This is a genomic window from Pseudoxanthomonas sp. LjRoot206, assembly GCF_056175725.1.
The window spans coordinates 334,952-351,316 of the sequence record NZ_JBGFFI010000004.1; the positions used below are offsets into that span (position 1 = coordinate 334,952).

General features: G+C 68.3%; 13 protein-coding genes and 1 riboswitch. Of the genes, 7 read left to right on the forward strand and 6 right to left on the reverse strand.

The genetic code is table 11. From position 1 onward, the window contains the following. Nucleotides 1–109 precede the first annotated feature (109 nt). A complete protein-coding gene (locus tag AC04MD_RS14610; protein WP_162336075.1) occupies nucleotides 110–1,129 on the forward strand; it encodes a ribonucleotide-diphosphate reductase subunit beta in 1,020 nt (339 codons plus the stop codon). A 186-nt stretch (nucleotides 1,130–1,315) separates the two neighbouring features. Here the strand turns inward: AC04MD_RS14610 and AC04MD_RS14615 are convergent, their stop codons facing one another. Further along, the gene (locus AC04MD_RS14615; RefSeq protein ID WP_475498000.1) at nucleotides 1,316–3,364 is read right to left on the reverse strand and encodes a S9 family peptidase; all 2,049 of its coding nucleotides are present in this window, start codon (nucleotides 3,362–3,364) and stop codon (nucleotides 1,316–1,318) included. Between the two features lie 287 nt (nucleotides 3,365–3,651). Here AC04MD_RS14615 and AC04MD_RS14620 point away from each other — a divergent pair, with 287 nt between their 5' ends. Further along, the gene (locus AC04MD_RS14620; protein WP_475498001.1) at nucleotides 3,652–4,059 is read left to right on the forward strand and encodes an acyl-CoA thioesterase; all 408 of its coding nucleotides are present in this window, start codon (nucleotides 3,652–3,654) and stop codon (nucleotides 4,057–4,059) included. Between the two features lie 125 nt (nucleotides 4,060–4,184). Here the strand turns inward: AC04MD_RS14620 and AC04MD_RS14625 are convergent, their stop codons facing one another. The 3 genes from AC04MD_RS14625 to AC04MD_RS14635 all read right to left on the reverse strand — a co-directional run bounded on the left by AC04MD_RS14625 (nucleotide 4,185) and on the right by AC04MD_RS14635 (nucleotide 8,220). Then, nucleotides 4,185–4,811 (reverse strand): nicotinamidase, encoded by a 627-nt coding sequence (locus tag AC04MD_RS14625; protein WP_475498002.1) that lies wholly within the window; start codon nucleotides 4,809–4,811, stop codon nucleotides 4,185–4,187. A 99-nt stretch (nucleotides 4,812–4,910) separates the two neighbouring features. Further along, nucleotides 4,911–7,202, reverse strand: a complete 2,292-nt coding sequence (gene metE / locus AC04MD_RS14630; RefSeq protein ID WP_475498003.1) for a 5-methyltetrahydropteroyltriglutamate--homocysteine S-methyltransferase — start codon at nucleotides 7,200–7,202, stop codon at nucleotides 4,911–4,913. A 198-nt stretch (nucleotides 7,203–7,400) separates the two neighbouring features. Beyond that, nucleotides 7,401–7,634: riboswitch (cobalamin riboswitch) on the reverse strand. Nucleotides 7,635–7,677: 43 nt separating this feature from the next. Then, a complete protein-coding gene (locus AC04MD_RS14635; protein ID WP_475498004.1) occupies nucleotides 7,678–8,220 on the reverse strand; it encodes a hypothetical protein in 543 nt (180 codons plus the stop codon). Nucleotides 8,221–8,389: 169 nt separating this feature from the next. Here AC04MD_RS14635 and AC04MD_RS14640 point away from each other — a divergent pair, with 169 nt between their 5' ends. From AC04MD_RS14640 to purU, 3 genes are all read left to right on the forward strand, one after another. Continuing rightward, on the forward strand, nucleotides 8,390–9,610 hold the full coding sequence (locus AC04MD_RS14640; RefSeq protein WP_475498005.1) for a serine hydrolase domain-containing protein: 1,221 nt from the start codon (nucleotides 8,390–8,392) through the stop codon (nucleotides 9,608–9,610). Between the two features lie 75 nt (nucleotides 9,611–9,685). After that, the gene (locus tag AC04MD_RS14645; protein WP_475498006.1) at nucleotides 9,686–10,003 is read left to right on the forward strand and encodes a hypothetical protein; all 318 of its coding nucleotides are present in this window, start codon (nucleotides 9,686–9,688) and stop codon (nucleotides 10,001–10,003) included. 14 nt (nucleotides 10,004–10,017) lie between these two features. Further along, nucleotides 10,018–10,869, forward strand: a complete 852-nt coding sequence (purU, locus tag AC04MD_RS14650; RefSeq protein ID WP_475498007.1) for a formyltetrahydrofolate deformylase — start codon at nucleotides 10,018–10,020, stop codon at nucleotides 10,867–10,869. A gap of 173 nt (nucleotides 10,870–11,042) precedes the next feature. Here the strand turns inward: purU and AC04MD_RS14655 are convergent, their stop codons facing one another. Continuing rightward, nucleotides 11,043–12,380, reverse strand: coding sequence for an APC family permease (locus AC04MD_RS14655; protein WP_475498008.1), 1,338 nt, complete (start codon nucleotides 12,378–12,380; stop codon nucleotides 11,043–11,045). A gap of 175 nt (nucleotides 12,381–12,555) precedes the next feature. On the opposite strand from AC04MD_RS14655, the gene AC04MD_RS14660 reads away from it, so the two are divergent. Beyond that, the gene (locus tag AC04MD_RS14660) at nucleotides 12,556–13,848 is read left to right on the forward strand and encodes an amidohydrolase (RefSeq protein ID WP_475498175.1); all 1,293 of its coding nucleotides are present in this window, start codon (nucleotides 12,556–12,558) and stop codon (nucleotides 13,846–13,848) included. A 161-nt stretch (nucleotides 13,849–14,009) separates the two neighbouring features. Here the strand turns inward: AC04MD_RS14660 and AC04MD_RS14665 are convergent, their stop codons facing one another. Next, complete coding sequence (locus tag AC04MD_RS14665; RefSeq protein WP_475498009.1) at nucleotides 14,010–14,798, reverse strand: TSUP family transporter; 789 nt, start codon at nucleotides 14,796–14,798, stop codon at nucleotides 14,010–14,012. Nucleotides 14,799–15,014: 216 nt separating this feature from the next. Here AC04MD_RS14665 and AC04MD_RS14670 point away from each other — a divergent pair, with 216 nt between their 5' ends. After that, a complete protein-coding gene (locus AC04MD_RS14670) occupies nucleotides 15,015–16,343 on the forward strand; it encodes a M20 family metallopeptidase (protein WP_475498010.1) in 1,329 nt (442 codons plus the stop codon). Nucleotides 16,344–16,365: the final 22 nt, after the last annotated feature.

Below are 16,365 nucleotides of genomic sequence, written 5' to 3' on the forward strand. Positions count from 1 at the left end.
TCGCGCCCTTCCCCATCCTCCACGCGAGCCGATGCACACCTGCTTCGTTCGCCCCCATCCCAACCTTCCCCCGCATGCGGGGGAAGGAGCAGAACAGGACCACCGCACCATGTCCGCACAACCCAAGCAGATGCTGCTCGATCCCGGTTTCGAACTGACGCTGCGCCCGATGCGCTACCCGCAGTTCTATGACATGTACCGCGACGCCATCAAGAACACGTGGACGGTGGAGGAGATCAACTTCCAGATCGACATCACCGACCTGCACTCCAAGATGACGCCGGCCGACCGCCACCTGATCCACCGGCTGGTCGCCTTCTTCGCCACCGGCGATTCCATCGTGTCGAACAACCTGGTGCTGAACCTGTACCAGCACCTCAACGCGCCGGAAGCGCGCATGTACCTGTCGCGCCAGCTGTACGAAGAAGCGCTGCACGTGCAGTTCTACCTGACCCTGCTGGACAACTACCTGCCCGACCCGTCCGAGCGCTTCAAGGCGTTCGCTGCGGTGGAGAACATCCCGGCGATCAAGAAGAAGGCCGACTTCTGCTTCAAGTGGATCGACAGCATCCAGGACCTGAAGCGCATCGAGACGCGCGAGCAGCGCCGCCAGTTCCTGCTCAACCAGATCTGCTTCGCCGCGTGCATCGAGGGCCTGTTCTTCTTCGCCGCGTTCGCCTACGTGTACTACTTCCGCTCGCGCGGCCTGCTGCCGGGCCTGGCCAGTGGCACCAACTGGGTGTTCCGCGACGAGAGTTGCCACATGGAATTCGCGTTCGAGTGCGTGCGCACCGTGCGCGAGGAAGAGCCTGACCTGTTCGACGACCGCATGCAGCAGCAGGTCTACGACATGCTGGAAGAGGCGATCGAGTGCGAAGTGCAGTTCGCCGAAGACGTGCTGTCCGGCGGCGTGGCCGGTATCTCCACGCGCGACATGCGCCAGTACCTGCAGCACTGCGCCGACCAGCACTTCGCCAAGCTCGGCATGCCCAAGCGCTACGACGTGCGCAATCCGCTGCCCTTCATGGAGCTGCAGGACGTGCAGGAGCTGACCAACTTCTTCGAGCGCCGCGTGTCCGCCTACCAGCTGGGCGTGCAGGGCGAGGTCGGCTTCGACCACGCGTTCTGAGGCGTCTTCTGTCGCTTCTTGTAGGAGCGACGTCAGTCGCGACCGCAGCAATGACATCCCATGGCGCCACATCGCCATGGGTGCGTATCCGACAAGCGTTTCATCATCCGGAGATCCCTCAGATCTCCGGACCATTCGTTCGCGCGGTCGCGACTGACGTCGCTCCTACAACAGCCGCATGGACCGCTACTTCGCCTTGTGCCGGTTGAAGAAGTCGATGGGCGCGAGCACCGACTGCAGCCACTGGCTGGGCCGGCCCATGCCGTGGCCGGCACCCGGCAGGCGCACCATCTCGGTCTCCACGCCGCGCAGCTTCAGCGCGCCGAACATCTGTTCGGTCTGGCTGATCGGCGTGCGATAGTCCTGCTCGCCGGTGATCAGCATGGTGGGCGTTTTCACCTGGCCCGCCAGGCTGTAGGGCGAACGCGCGAAGTAGAGCTCCGGCTTGTCCCACGGCGCCGCGCCCATCCAGTGCTTCATGAAGAACGACGGCAGGTCGGCGGTGGTGACCTGATCGGTCCAGTCCACCACCGGCCGCAATGCCACCGCCGCGCGGAACTTGTCCGGTTCCTTGCCGATGCCCCACAGGGTCAGCACGCCGCCGCCGGAACCGCCGCCGATGAACAGGTTCCTGCGGTCGACGTAGGGCCGCTTGGCCACTTCGTCCACGATCGACATCAGGTCGTCGTGGTCCTGGCCCGGATAGGCGTTGGTGATCGCATTGGCGAACGCGTCGCCGTAGCCGATCGAACCACGCGGATTGGCGAACACCACGATGTAGCCCGCCGCCGCGTACAGGCTGTGGGTGATCGAGAAGAACGGCCCGTAGTCGGTGTTCGGTCCGCCGTGGATGTCGAGGATCAGCGGGTAACGCTTGCCCGCGCTGAAGTCGGGCGGGAACGCGACCCAACCCTGCACCGGCAGGCCGCCGGCGCGGCTGGCCACGGTCACTTCCTCGATCCGTGCGGGCTTCCTGCCGTCGGCCCAGGCACGGTTGAAATCGATGGCGCCACTCTCGCCGTTGCCGCGGCTCACGCTCAGGCCTGCGGGACGGTCGGTGAAGCTGGAGGTGTAGGCGAACGTGCCCTGCGCCGCCGAGAACTGCCCGCCCGACGAGGGCAGGTAGAGGCGCGTACCGCCGACGGACGCCACGACATCCTTGCGCGTGCCGGTGGCGCCGTCGATGGTCGCAATGCGTTGCACGCCGCGGTCGTAGTACAGCGTGTGGAGCGCCGCGCCGTCTTCGCGCCAGAGGATGCCCGCCACCGGGCGGTCGAGGTCGGCGGCCAGTGCGCCGATCGGCGCGCCTGGCGCCGGCGTGGTCGTCCACAGGCGTGGCATGTCGTAGAACGCGGTGGACGCCTCGCTGCCGAGGAACGCAAGACGACGACCGTCGGGCGAGACTTCCGGCGCGTACTCGCTGCCGGCGCGCGAGGTCAGCCGTTTCTTCGGCGCCTTGCCGGCGACGTCGTAGAGATAGAGATCGCTTTCCAGCGGCCCGTGGATCGGATCGGCGGTATGACTGCCGACCACCTGCCTGCCGTCCGGCATCCACGCGATGCCGGTCCTGTCGATCTGGTTCGTGTCGCCCTGGGTCATGCGGGTCACGGCCGCCGTCGCCACCTCCACCGCATAGAGATGGTTGGCGCCGGGCTTGCTCTCGCCGGCGCCATCGAAGCGCCAGAACAAGTCGGTGACGATCTTCGCGTCCGCCGCCGCCTCCGCGCCCTTCGGCTTCTCGGGCATGCCGGGAATCGTCGCGGGCTTGGCCTCTTCCCTGCCGATGAAGGCGATGCGGGCGCCATCCGGCGACCAGCGCAGACCGCCCGGCGCCAACTCGCCGGTCGTCAACGGCTGGCCGACGCCCTCGGACAGCACCATCACGAAGATCTGCGGCTTGTCGATGGAGGTCGCGACATAGGCGATGCGGCGACCGTCCGGCGAGAACACCGCGTCGCGCGCACCGACGTCGCGGGCCACCAGCAGCCGCTGGTCGACGATCGCGCCGCGGTCGTCCAGGTGCGCCAGCCACAGCTCGCCGTTGCGACGGTCCTGCGCGCGGTCGAACGTGGCGCGGGTGAACAGCACGCGCTTGCCGTCGGGCGAGACGACCGGATTGGTCACCATCGACAGCGCGTAGATGTCCTCCGGCTTGATGGGCTCCTTGGCGAAGGCGGGAACCAGGCAGGTAGAGGCGAGCGTCGCGACCAGCGCGAAAGAGAGGGTGGTCTTCATGCCTGCAGCCTACCGGGGCCGGAGGCATCCTCGCAACGCGCATGACGCCTGACGTACTGCCATCCTGACGCAGTCGGCTGTTGTAGGAGCGACGTCAGTCGCGACCACGGCAACGAATGCCCCAAGTCGGCGCATGGTGTGGGGAGATGAAGGCACACGTCATTACACCTTGTTGCTCGAACAGTGGACGATTCGTTCATGCGGTCGCGACTGACGTCGCTCCTACACCAGCCCATGACGTGCCCGCGCTATGCTTCCGGCAGCAAGATGCGAACCGGAGCAACCCGATGTCCGAACTTCCCAACGCCGAAGCGCGCCCCACCGAAGCACGGCTGCTGCACATGGTCTTCCCCGACCACACCAATCACCTGGGCACGCTGTTCGGCGGACAGGCGCTGGCGTGGATGGACATGTCGGCTTTCATCGCCGCCTCGCGCTACGCGCGCACCACGGTGGTCACCGCGCGCTCGGAACAGGTCGACTTCAACCAGCCCATCCACAAGGGCGACCTGGTGGAAGTGGTGGCGCGCGTGGTCAAGGTCGGGCGTAGCTCGATGAATGTCGACGTCGAAGTCATCACCGAGAACCTGCTCACCGGCGAACGCAAGCTGTGCACGCGCGGCCACTTCGTGATGATCGCGCTCGACCCGCTGGGCCGACCGACCCAGGCACCGCCGTTGACACCCACACCGTAGGGCGGGCTCAAGCCCGCCGTCGTACGGCTTGGATCATCGTGAGGTTGATCGGAGAAGTGCGCCCCGATGCTTGCCATCGCGAGCGTCGGGATGGCAACGGCGGGCCTGGGCCCGCCCTACGTGCGTTAGATGGCGATGCCAGCGGCTTCGAGCGCGGCCTGCGTCGGCGCATCGCCTGACGGCGTGACCGGACGGGTCAGGTCCCACAGGAAGCGCACGCGGAATCCGGCCGTGGCCGCATCCTGCGCCGACCACAGCACGCAGTAGTCGCGCGCCAATCCGCAGACGTGGACCTCTTCGATGCCGCGCTCACGCAGCCAGCCGGCCAGGCCGGTGGTCGGTCGCGTGCCATCCGGCCCGTGGTTTTCCTGGAAGGCACTGTACGAATCAACCTGCGGGCGCGTGCCCTTGCGCAGGATCAGGTCGGCCGGCGTCCAGTCCACGTCCGCCGCCAGCGCCGAACCCGGCGTGCCCTGCACGCAATGGTCCGGCCACAGCACCTGCGGCTGGCCGTGCAGCGCGATCGTGTCGAAGGGCGAGCGACCTGCATGGCTCGACGCGAAGGAGGCATGCCCCGGCGGGTGCCAGTCCTGCGTCGCCACGACGGTGGTGTAGCGTCGCGAAGCCAGCAACGCCGCGATACCGGGCACGATGGCGTCGCCGTCGTGGCAGGCGAGCGCGCCGCCCGGCATGAAGTCGGGCTGCAGGTCGATGACCAGCAGGGCGATGGACGGAGCGTACGGCGTCGACATGGCAGCAGCAGGAATCCGGGGCAGCGACGTGCAGCCTAGCAGCCGCGTCGTCGCGGTGCCTTGCGTTCGCGCAAGGCACCGCGCTTCGCTCCGCCTGCGTTACGCCGCGCGGACCAGTCCGGCCCGCAGCGCGTGCGCGGCCGCCACCATCCGCGTCAATGCCTCGCGCACTTCCGGCCAGCCACGCGTCTTCAGTCCGCAGTCCGGGTTGACCCAGATCTGCTCCGGCGCCAGCACCGCGCGCGCCTTCTCCAGCAGGTCGATCATCTCCCCGCTGGTCGGGATGCGCGGCGAATGGATGTCATAGACACCCGGCCCGATCTCGTTGGGATAGTGGAACTTCACGAACGCATCCAGCAGTTCCATGCGCGAACGCGAGGTCTCGATGGAGATCACGTCGGCGTCCATCGCCGCGACTGCGTCGATGATGTCGTTGAACTCGGAGTAGCACATGTGCGTATGCACCTGGGTGTCGTCGGCCACGCCGGCAGCGGTGATGCGGAAACATTCCACGGCCCAGTCCAGGTAGGCCTGCCAGTCCACGCGACGCAGCGGCAGGCCTTCGCGCAGGGCCGGCTCGTCGATCTGGATGACGCGGATGCCCGCGGCTTCCAGGTCCAGCACTTCGTCGCGCAGGGCCAGCGCGATCTGCCGGCAGGTCTGTGCACGCGTCTGGTCGTCGCGCACGAACGACCATTGCAGCACCGTCACCGGCCCGGTCAGCATGCCCTTCATCGGCCGGTCGGTCAGCGACTGTGCGTACTGCGACCAGCCCACCGTCATCGGCGCGGGACGCGACACGTCGCCGTAGATCACCGGCGGCTTCACGCAACGCGAGCCGTAGCTCTGTACCCAGCCGTTCTTCGTGAAGGCGAAGCCGTCCAGCTGTTCGCCGAAGTATTCCACCATGTCGTTGCGCTCGAATTCGCCGTGCACCAGCACGTCGATGCCGATCGCTTCCTGGATGCGCACGCAGCGCTCGGTCTCCTCGCGCAGGAACACCTCGTAGTCGGCATCGGACAACTTGCCGCCCTTGTTGCGTGCGCGCGCATCGCGCACCTCGTGGGTCTGCGGGAACGAACCGATGGTGGTGGTCGGATACGCGGGCAGCCCCAACAGTTCCGCCTGCGCGATGCGCCGCTGCGGATACGGCGAATCGCGGTCGACGTCGCCCGCCTCCGGCGACGCCAGCCGCGCCGCGACTTCGGGACGATGCACGCGCGCGGACTGTCGACGCGATTCGATGCGGTCGCGGGCCAGCGCGAGTCCGGCATCGGCGGCGCGCGGATCCTGCAACGCGTCGGCCAGCAGGCGCAGTTCTTCGATCTTCTGGCGCGCGAAGGCCAGCCACGACTTCAGGTCGATCGGCAGTGCCTTCTCGCCCGCGAGGTCCACCGGCACGTGCAGCAGCGAGCACGACGGCGCCAGCCACAGGGCGTTGTCGCCCACATGTCCTTGTGCGTACTTCGCCAGGATCAGCGCATTGTCGAGATTGGTCCGCCAGATGTTGCGGCCATCCACCAGCCCCGCCGACAGCACGCGTCCCTTCGGCAGCTGCTTCAGCACCTCGTCCAGCTGTTCCTTGCCGCGCACCAGGTCGACGTGCAGGCCGTCGACCGGCAGCGCGCAGGCCAGCGGCAGGTTGTCGCCGAGGCGGCCGAAGTAGGTGGCGAGCAACAACGACGGCCGCGTGCCTTTCGCGAGCGTGGCGTACGCGCGCAGGTAGGCATCGCGCGCAGCATCGTCCAGGTCGAGCACCAGGCAGGGCTCGTCGATCTGCACCCAGTCGGCACCGGCGTCATGCAGCTTCGCCAGCAGCTCCGTGTACACCGGCAGCAGGCGGTCGAGCAGGGCGAGTCGGTCACTGCCGTCCACCGTCTTCGCCAGCAGCAGGAAGCTCGCCGGCCCCAGCAGGACCGGCCGTGCGGCGTGGCCGGCGGCGCGCGCTTCCAGGAATTCCGCGACCGGCTTGTCGCCGCGCAGGCGGAAGTCCTGGCCGGCGTGCAGTTCCGGTACCAGGTAGTGGTAGTTGGTGTCGAACCACTTGGTCATTTCCAGCGCGCGCAGGTCGGTGCCGTCGCGCTGCACGCCGCGCGCCAGCGCGAAGTAGCTGGCGAGCGGGTCGGCATCCGCCAGCGCGCGATAGGCGTCGGGGATGGCATCGAACAGGAAGGCGGTGTCCAGCACGTGGTCGTACAGCGAGAAGTCGTTGCACGGCACGACGTCGGCGCCGGCGTCGCGCTGCAGCTGCCAGTGGCGATGGCGCAGGTCGCGTGCGGTGGCTTGCAGGTCGTCGGCGGTGGTGTCGCCGCGCCAGTAGCTTTCCACGGCGGATTTCAGTTCGCGCTTCGCGCCGATGCGCGGGAAGCCGAGGGTGGTAACGGTGGTCATGGTGCGTGTCCTCATGCGTGGCGGATGAGGAACGAAGGAACCGCGCGCCGGACCGGAGCCCGCCACGCCAGCGACCTTCGCCCCCGCGGGCGAGCCGGAGTGCCGAAGTCGGGCGCAGGAGGACGCATCCGGGCGGGCGGGCGCGGACACGGGCTCCGGCCACCTCCCCTCGGAAGCTCCAGGTCAGTCGGAGGACGGTCGTGTCCTCCGGCCAGGGCAGGTCTTCGGGCTCATGGACGGGCGCGGGTGCGCGGGCCTACTTCCCGCCGCTTCCCGGTCCGCGTGGACCAGTGCTGTTGGCGAGGTTCGTTTCCAAATACCGCTGCGGGGCAGCGCCGGAATAGGCCCATGGAACAGGCCGCACCGGCTTCCCTTTTAATTCCATCGCTTCATTGGGATGAAGCGATGGAAACCTTGACGGGGCGAACGTTACGCCCGGGCCAGCGGGGCGTCAAGCGACAGGTCGGTGACGGTCTCAGCGTTCGGCGATCGAATAGACGGCAATGATCCGGTAGGGGCCGGGCTCTGCGTTCTTGAACCCACCACCCTCCAATACGTTGACCGCCGCTTCAAACGTCGGCAGCAGGCAGTGCGGATTGGTTGCGATGTCGGCGGCGAGACCATTGCAAGAAAGTGGGGAGCACTCCGGGCCAGCACCCGCCCAGAACGAGATGACATCGAATCCTTCCAAGGTCGCGTTAGCCGGCAGCTCGACGTTGACGTCATCGTGAAAGGGACCGAACGGTTTCCATGTTCCGGTCTCGCCATCGAACTCGAGGTCGTGCGCCTCGTAGTAGAAGAGCCGCAGGCCCTCCAGCGGGATCACCTGCTCGTCCGCCAGTGCGCGCATGATCGCGGGAGCATCGAACAGGAAGTAGCCGTTGTGCTTCCAGAAATCGATGTAGTCGGTGAAGTTGTCGTTGACGCACGCGCCCAGCGAATAGATGTCCGACACACCTGGCAGTTCGAAGCCCACAGGAGCCTCGACCCGCTTGTACATGTAGCCGATGGGTCGCATGAAACACCTGTCATTCCTAGAAGGCGGGAGGATACTTCGGATACCTCGTGTTTCCCTGGGCTGGGCGGGATCGACCTGACTTGTTCGTCCTGAGGGATCAATGCTTCGTCGACGCAGGCCCATGATGACCCTCGTGACACCGCCCGAGTCCCCCTCACGACGTCGTTGGATGGCGACTGCCGCCGCCGCGCCCCTTGCCGCCGCCGCATGGCCACGCCTCGCTTCCGCCGCCGCATGCGACGACGCGGCGAACTGGATCCCGCCCGACGCCTTCCTCGCCGACCTGCCCCGCCTGATGCAGGCATTGCGCGTGCCCGCCATCGGCATGGCCGTGGTCGAGCGTGGCGAAGTGGTGTGGTCGCGCAACCTCGGCGTGACGAATGCGGAAACGCGGAAGCCGGTGGCGGACGACACGCTGTTCGAAGACGCCTCGCTCAGCAAGCCGGTGTTCGCTTACCTGGTGCTGCAACTGGCCGACCAGGGCGTGATCGATCTCGATGCACCGCTGGTGCGCTACCGCAGGATGGATTACCTGGCCGACCACCCGTGGGTGGACCTGGTCACCGCGCGCGACGTGCTGCGCCATTCCACCGGCATGCCGAACTGGCGCAAGGATCCGGCCAACGAAGAGCTCGTGCCGGCGGTGAAGCCAGGCACGCGCATCGACTACTCGGGCGAAGCGATCTTCTGGCTGCAGCTGGTGGTCGAGACGCTCACCGGCGAGAGCCTGGACGCATCGATGCAGCGCCTGCTGTTCGGCCCGGCCGGCCTGCGCGACAGCAGCTACACGTGGAGCAGGGATCTCGCCGCGCGCTCGGTGTACGGCCACCGCGCCGTCGAGGATGAAGAGACCGGCATCCCACCACAGATGCTCCGCGACACCTGGAACGCGGCGCAGATCGTGGCGGACCGCTGGGGCAAGCCGCTCGCCGCGTGGCGATGGGAGGACGCCGTGCGTGCGCTGCCCGAGGTGCAGGCCATCACGCCGAAAGGTCTAGTGAACTGGCCCGGCGACCTCCTCGCCAATGCCGCCGCCAGCCTGCGCACCACGCCGGCCGACTACGCCCGCTTCATGGCGCTGATGGTGCGTACGCCGCGCGCGCCGTGGCAGATCACCGGGGCGACGCGCACCGCGATGCTGACGAAGCAGATCGACGTTCCCGGTCGCTGGACCGACAAGGGCCTGGGCTGGAACCTCGAAGCCACGCCGCGCGGCCCGGTGTTCTACCATTCGGGCAGCAACGGCGGCATCTTCAAGAACTTCGCCCTCGGCGACGCGCGCGGCCAGCGCGCGCTGGTGGCGCTGACCAACGCCGGCAGCGGCAACGTGCTGTACCGGCGCGTGGTGCGCGCCGCCACCGGCCACGACCTGCTGGCGTTCGACCTGTGAACGCCGCAAGCGCGCAGCGCGCTCGTCGGCAGATGTGTTAAACAGCGATCCTGCCCCGCATCAGGATCCGCTGCCATGGCCTTGACCCGTCCCTACTGCCGTCCGTCGCTTCGTTGCCTCGGTATCATCGCCACCACAATCGCGCTCTCCGCCTGCGTCAGCACGCCGGGCCCGCAGGTCGCGGGCAGCGGGACCTGCAAGGACGCCTCGCTGGGCTGGGCCGTGGGGCAACCGGCGGACGAAGCGAACCTGCGGCGGCTGTCGAGCGAAAGCGGCGCCGGACTGGTCAATCCGATCGGCCCGACGACTGCGGTGAAGCACGACGCGCGCAGCGACCGCCTGCGCGTCTACATCGACACGCAGAACCGCATCACCGCCGCCCGCTGCGAATAGTCCCGTCCTCTCCGATGCGTCGCGACCACATCCTCACGCTGTCCTGCCCGGACCGCACCGGCATCGTCTACCGCGTCACCGGCCTGCTATTCGATGCCGGCTGCAACATCCTCGATGCCCAGCAGTTCGGCGACGACGAATCCGGCCGCTTCTTCCTGCGCGTGCACTTCGACCTGCCCGCGACGGTCACCGCCGACGGACTGCGGGCGCTGTTCGCGCCGCTGGCCGACGCGTTCGCGATGGAGTGGCAACTGCACGATGCGCGCCGCAAGGCGCGGCTGATGGTGCTGGTCAGCAAACAGGGCCACTGCCTCAACGACCTGCTGTTCCGCGTGCACAGCCGGCAGCTGCCGGTGGAGATCGCCTGCGTGGCGTCGAACCACGACGACTTCGCGGCGCTGTCGCAGTCCTACGGCGTGGCGTTCCACCATCTGCCGGTGTCGGGCGACAACCGCGGCGAGCAGGAGCAGCGCATCGTCGACCTGGTCGAGCGCGAGAACATCGACCTCGTCGTGCTGGCGCGCTACATGCAGATCCTCTCGCCTGACCTGTGCGATGCGCTGGCCGGCCGCGCCATCAACATCCACCACAGCTTCCTGCCCAGCTTCAAGGGCGCCAAGCCGTACCACCAGGCGCACCAGCGCGGGGTCAAGATCATTGGCGCCACCGCGCACTACGTGACGCGCGACCTCGACGAAGGCCCGATCATCGAGCAGGACGTCGCCCGCGTGGACCACGCGATGACGCCGAAGGACCTGGTGCGCATGGGCAGCGACATCGAATCGCTGGTGCTGGCGCGCGCCGTGCGCCGGCACGTGGAGCACCGCATCCTGTTGAACGGGCACCGCACGGTGGTGTTCCGGTAAGTGGCGCTTGTTGTAGGAGCGACGTGAGTCGCGACCGGATGAATGCCGGACAAGCCAACAAGACATCACCCGCATCAACGATGCCGGCGCGCTCCACCTGAATGCCGCGAGTGCAAGACGTGCGGTCGCGACTCACGTCGCTCCTACAATCAGGCCACCCATCGCTGCCTTGCTCAGGCGCTGCCGCGCCGCCGCAGCCCGACCAGCACCGCGTACACGACCGCCAGCACCACGACGGCCACGCCGATCGCCGTCCATTCGCGCGGGCTCAGCGTGGTGAGGATGGCGAGCATGCCGACGACCGCCAGACCCGGCACCAGCGGACCGCCGCGCAGCACGAACGGCTCGCCGCGCTCGCGCAGGTCGGTGCGCTGTGCGCGCCAGGCCGCAATACCCACCATCACGTAGACCAGGCAGACGGCGCCGCCGGAGATCAGCACCAGCGCTTCGAAATTGCCCAGCACCGCCAGCACGCAGGCGATGCCGGCATGCGCGGCCAGCGACAGCAGCGGCACGCGGTGGGTCGCACTGACCCGCCCGAACGCCTGCGGCAGGTACCCGTCGCGGCCCAGCGCGAACAGCAGCCGCGACGAACCCAGCAGGTTGCCGAGCAGGAAGCCCGCCATCGACAGGCAGGCGGTGACCAGCAGCGCGATGCGCGCGGGGTCCCAGATACGGCCTGCGGCTTCGGCGATCGGCACGCTGCTGCTGGCCAGTGCCGGACCGAGCACGCCCTGGCAGACGATCTGCAGGCCCAGGTACAGCAGCACCACCAGCAGGACGGCGCTCATCGCCGCGCGCGGCACGCTGCGCGAGGGGTCGCGCACTTCGCCACCGGGAATCAGCGCCGTCTCCACGCCGGAATAGGCAAACACCACCATCACCATCGCCGCGCCCAGCGCCGTCCACGACGGTACCCCCGCGAAGGCGAAACTGACCTGGGTGGTATCGACGAAGGCGAGCCCCACGATCACCAGCAGGAACAGCGGCACCAGCTTCAGCGTGGCCAGCGCCATCACCGCGCGCGCGCCCAGCTTCACGCCGAACGCGTTGAGCGCGTAGATGGCGGCGTACACGCCGGCCAGCAGCAGCGCGCGCGGCAGCGGCGCAGCGAAGGCCGGCCACAGGCTGGCGACCTGCAACGACAACGCCGCCGCCACGCCCGCGCTGGAGGCCACGTTGCAGATCCACATCAATGCGCCGGCCAGGAAGCCCGGCAGCGTGCCGAACACCGCGCTGACGTAGGTGTAGGGGCCACCGGTCGCGGACGCGCGACTGCCGATGGCGGCGAAGCACAGCGCCACCGGCACCATCACCACCGCACCGGCGAGCAGGGCCAGCGGCGCGGCCGCACCGACCTGTGCCGACAGCGCGGCCGGCATCTTGAAGATGCCGCCGCCGACGATGATGTTGATGACCGCCGCCGCCAGCGCCAGGCTGCCGACCGCGCGCAGCAGCGCCGCATCGCCCTGCAGCGGGCGGGAAGGAGCGGGGTCGGCGTCGTGGGTCATCGGTGCAAGCATCCTGGAAGGAGTGCGAGCCTGCCACGCGACGACCGCGAAGGCGAGCCGCGGCCCCGCATGCGCTCATGGCGATTCGCCATTGGACGCGCATGCCTCGCGGGCTAGCATCGGCTTCCGCTCCCCGGATACCTCACCCTCGATGCCAACGCGCTCCGTCCGGCCCCTGCGCCACGCCTGCCTGCTCGCCCTGTTCGGCGTCCTCGCCTTGCCCGCCCAGGCCGCCGGGTCATCCGCGTTCGCCGCGCTGGAACAGGCGCAGCCCAAGCTGGTGCAGTGGCGCCGCGACATCCACCAGCACCCCGAACTCGGCGAGCGGGAAACACGCACCGCGAAGCTCGTCGCGGACCACCTGCGCTCGCTCGGCCTGACCGTGCGCACCCGCGTCGGCAAGACCGGCGTGGTCGCGGTGCTGAAGGGCGGCAAGCCCGGTCCGCGCATCGCGCTGCGCGCCGACATGGACGCGCTGCCGGTCACCGAGCAGACCGGCCTGCCGTTCGCGTCGACGGTGAAGGCCGAGTACCGCGGCCAGCCGGTCGGCGTGATGCACGCCTGCGGCCACGACGCGCATGTCGCCATCCTGATGGGCGTGGCGCAGGCGCTGGTCGCCGCGAAGGACGAACTGCCGGGCGAGGTGATGTTCGTGTTCCAGCCGGCCGAGGAAGGCCCGCCGGTCGCCGGCGAAGTGTTCGGCGCGGCGCTGATGCTGAAGGACGGCGTGTTCAAGGACTTCACGCCCGAGGCGGTGTTCGGCCTGCATGTCTGGGCCGGCCTGCCGGTCGGCACGGTGGGTTACCGCAGCGGTCCGCTGATGGCGGCGGCGGACGAATGGACGCTGGTGGTGCGCGGCAAGCAGACGCACGGCTCGCGGCCGTGGGACGGCGTGGACCCGATCACGCTCGGCGCGCAGATCCTGCTGGGCACGCAGAGCATGATCGCCCGGCAGGTGAACATCGCCGCCAATCCCGTCGTCCTGACCGCAGGCCAGTTCAACAGCGGCGTGCGCTTCAACATCATTCCCGACGAAGCGACCCTGGTCGGCACGCTGCGCACCTTCGAGCCCGCCGTCCGCGAGGACGTGATCGCCCGCTTCCGCCGTATCGCCGGCGACTATGCACATGCCAGCGAGGGCAGCGCCGACCTGCACGTGGTCAACAATGCGCCCGCGACCATCAACCAGCCGGCCCTGGCGCAGCGGGTGCGGCCATCGCTGGCGCGCGCGGTCGGCGAAGACAAGGTGGTCGACGTGGCGCCGGTGACCATCGCCGAGGACTTCTCCCAGTTCGCCAATACCGTGCCGGGCTTCTATTTCTTCGTCGGCTCGACCGCGGCCGGCATCGACCCCGCCACCGCGCCGATCAACCACTCGCCGCAGTTCCTGCTCGACGAGCAGGCGCTGGAGACCGGCAGCAAGGCGATGCTGCAGGTGGCGTGGGATTACCTCTCCTCGACGCCTTGAAGCTGATGGCTTCTCTGTAGGAGCGACGTCAGTCGCGACCGCACGAATGCCGCTCGGTCCGGGAGTCTGTGATCGCGCATGAGCGATGGAGGCGCGAGCCCCGGAAGCTTGCGAGTGCAAGCCGTGCGGTCGCGACTCACGTCGCTCCTACAACAGCGCGATCAGAATGACGCGATCCACACCCGCAACGGATGCTGCGGATCCGCCAGCAGGCGGATCGCCAGCGCGATCGACACCGTCACCAGCAGCGGCTTGATGATGCGCGCGCCCTGCTTCATCGCGAAGCGCGAGCCGAGTTGCGCGCCGAGGAACTGGCCGGCGCCCATCAGCAGGCCGACCTTCCACAGCACCGCGCCGTGCGCGAGGAACACCGCGAACGCGCCGAGGTTGGAGCCGAAGTTGAGGAACTTGGTGTGCGCGGTCGCCTTGAGGATGCCGAAGCCCGCCAGCGCCACGAAGCCCAGCATCAGGAACGAGCCGGTGCCCGGGCCGAACACGCCGTCGTAGAAGCCGATCGCCGGCACGAAGGTCAGCGCGAACACCTGCGGGCGCATGCGCTGGTGACGGTCCACGTGGCCGATGTCGGGCTTCAGCCCGAAGTAGATGGCGATGCCGACCAGCAGGAACGGCAGCGCCCACTTCAGCCACTCGACCGGGATCACCGTCGCCAGCAGCGCGCCGCCGACCGCGCCCAGCGCGGCGGTCAGCACCATCGGCAGCTGGCCCTTCAGGTCCACGTGCCCGTGCCGCGCGTACGCCCAGCTCGCCGATCCGGAGCCGAACAGCGATTGCAGTTTGTTGGTGCCGAGCACCTGCAGCGGAGGAATACCCGCCAGCAACATGGCAGGGATCGTCACCATGCCGCCGCCGCCCGCGATGGCGTCGATGAAGCCGGCCAGCATGGCGGCGAGAAACAGCAGCAGGAGCACCTGCAGGGCGAGGTCGGGCATGGGGGGTTCCGGCAGGGAATGAGGCACTTCCGCCGATACGGTGGCGGCTATGAAGCGCGCCTATTCTAGAAGTCACGATGCGGTTGTAGGAGGGGCTTTAGCCCCGACGCTTTGCGAGGAAGCCCGGTCGGGGCTGAAGCCCCTCCTACAGTTCGTGACCATCATCCCGTCGCCATTGCGGTTAGCATCGCCCTATCCCGTCCGGAGTCCGACACGATGCGCCATGCACGCCTGCTCGCCGTTTCCCTGCTGACCACCGCGCTGGCGGCCGCGCTGCCCGCCGCGGCCCAGGACGCCACCGCGCAACGTCCCGAGGTCGCCGCCGCCGGCAAGGCCGCGCAGCAGCAGGTGATCGACTGGCGCCGGCATTTCCACCAGTACCCGGAACTGTCGAACCGCGAGGAGCAGACGGCGAAGCGCGTGGCCGAGGAGCTTCGCAAGCTCGGCCTGCAGCCGCGCACCGGCATCGCGCACCACGGCGTCACCGCCGTCATCAAAGGCGGCAAGCCGGGGCCGCGCATCGCGCTGCGCGCCGACATGGACGCGTTGCCGGTCACCGAGCGCAATAATCTGTCGTTCGCGTCGAAGGCGACGTCGACCTACCGCGGCGAAACCGTCGGCGTCATGCATGCCTGCGGCCACGATGCGCATACCGGCATCCTGCTGGGCGTGGCGAAATCGCTGGTGGCGATGAAGGACCAGCTGCCCGGCGAGGTCTTGCTGGTGTTCCAGCCCGCCGAGGAAGGCGCGCCCGCCGGCGAGGAAGGCGGTGCGGAGCTGATGCTGAAGGAAGGCGTGTTCAAGGACTTCAAGCCGGAAGCGGTGTTCGGCCTGCACGTGTTCTCGTCGATTCCGGTCGGCCAGATCGGCGTGCGCCAAGGGCCGCTGATGGCCGCCTCCGACGCCTTCACCCTGAAGGTCATCGGCCGGCAGACGCACGGCTCGCGGCCGTGGGGCGGCATCGACCCGATCGTGGCGATGGCCGACATCATCGGCACCACCCAGACCATCGTCAGCCGCCGCACCGACATCTCCAAGCTGCCGGCGGTGGTCAGCTTCGGCGCGATCAAGGGCGGCATCCGCTACAACATCATTCCCGACGACGTCGAAGTGGTGGGCACCATCCGCACCTTCGACGACGGCATGCGGCAGAAGATCTTCGCCGACCTGAAGAACGTCGCCACGCACGTGGCCGCCGCGCATGGCGCGAAGGTGGAAGCCAGCGTGCCCGACAACGACGGCAACCCGGTGACCGTCAACAACCCCGAACTCACTGCGCGCATGCTGCCCAGCCTGCAGGCCGTGGTCGGCGCGGACAACGTCATCACGCCGTCGCTGCAGATGGGCGCCGAGGACTTCTCGTTCTACGCGCGCGAAGTGCCGTCGATGTTCTTCTTCGTCGGCAGCACGGCCAAGGGCACCGATCCGGTCACCGCACCGAGCAACCACTCGCCGGAATTCATGCTGGACGAGGGCTCGCTCGACGTCGGCCTGCGCGCGTTGCTTCAGGTCACGCTGGACTATCTGAACGCCCCGCGGGGCTGATCTCCGGCACATTGCCGGCGGT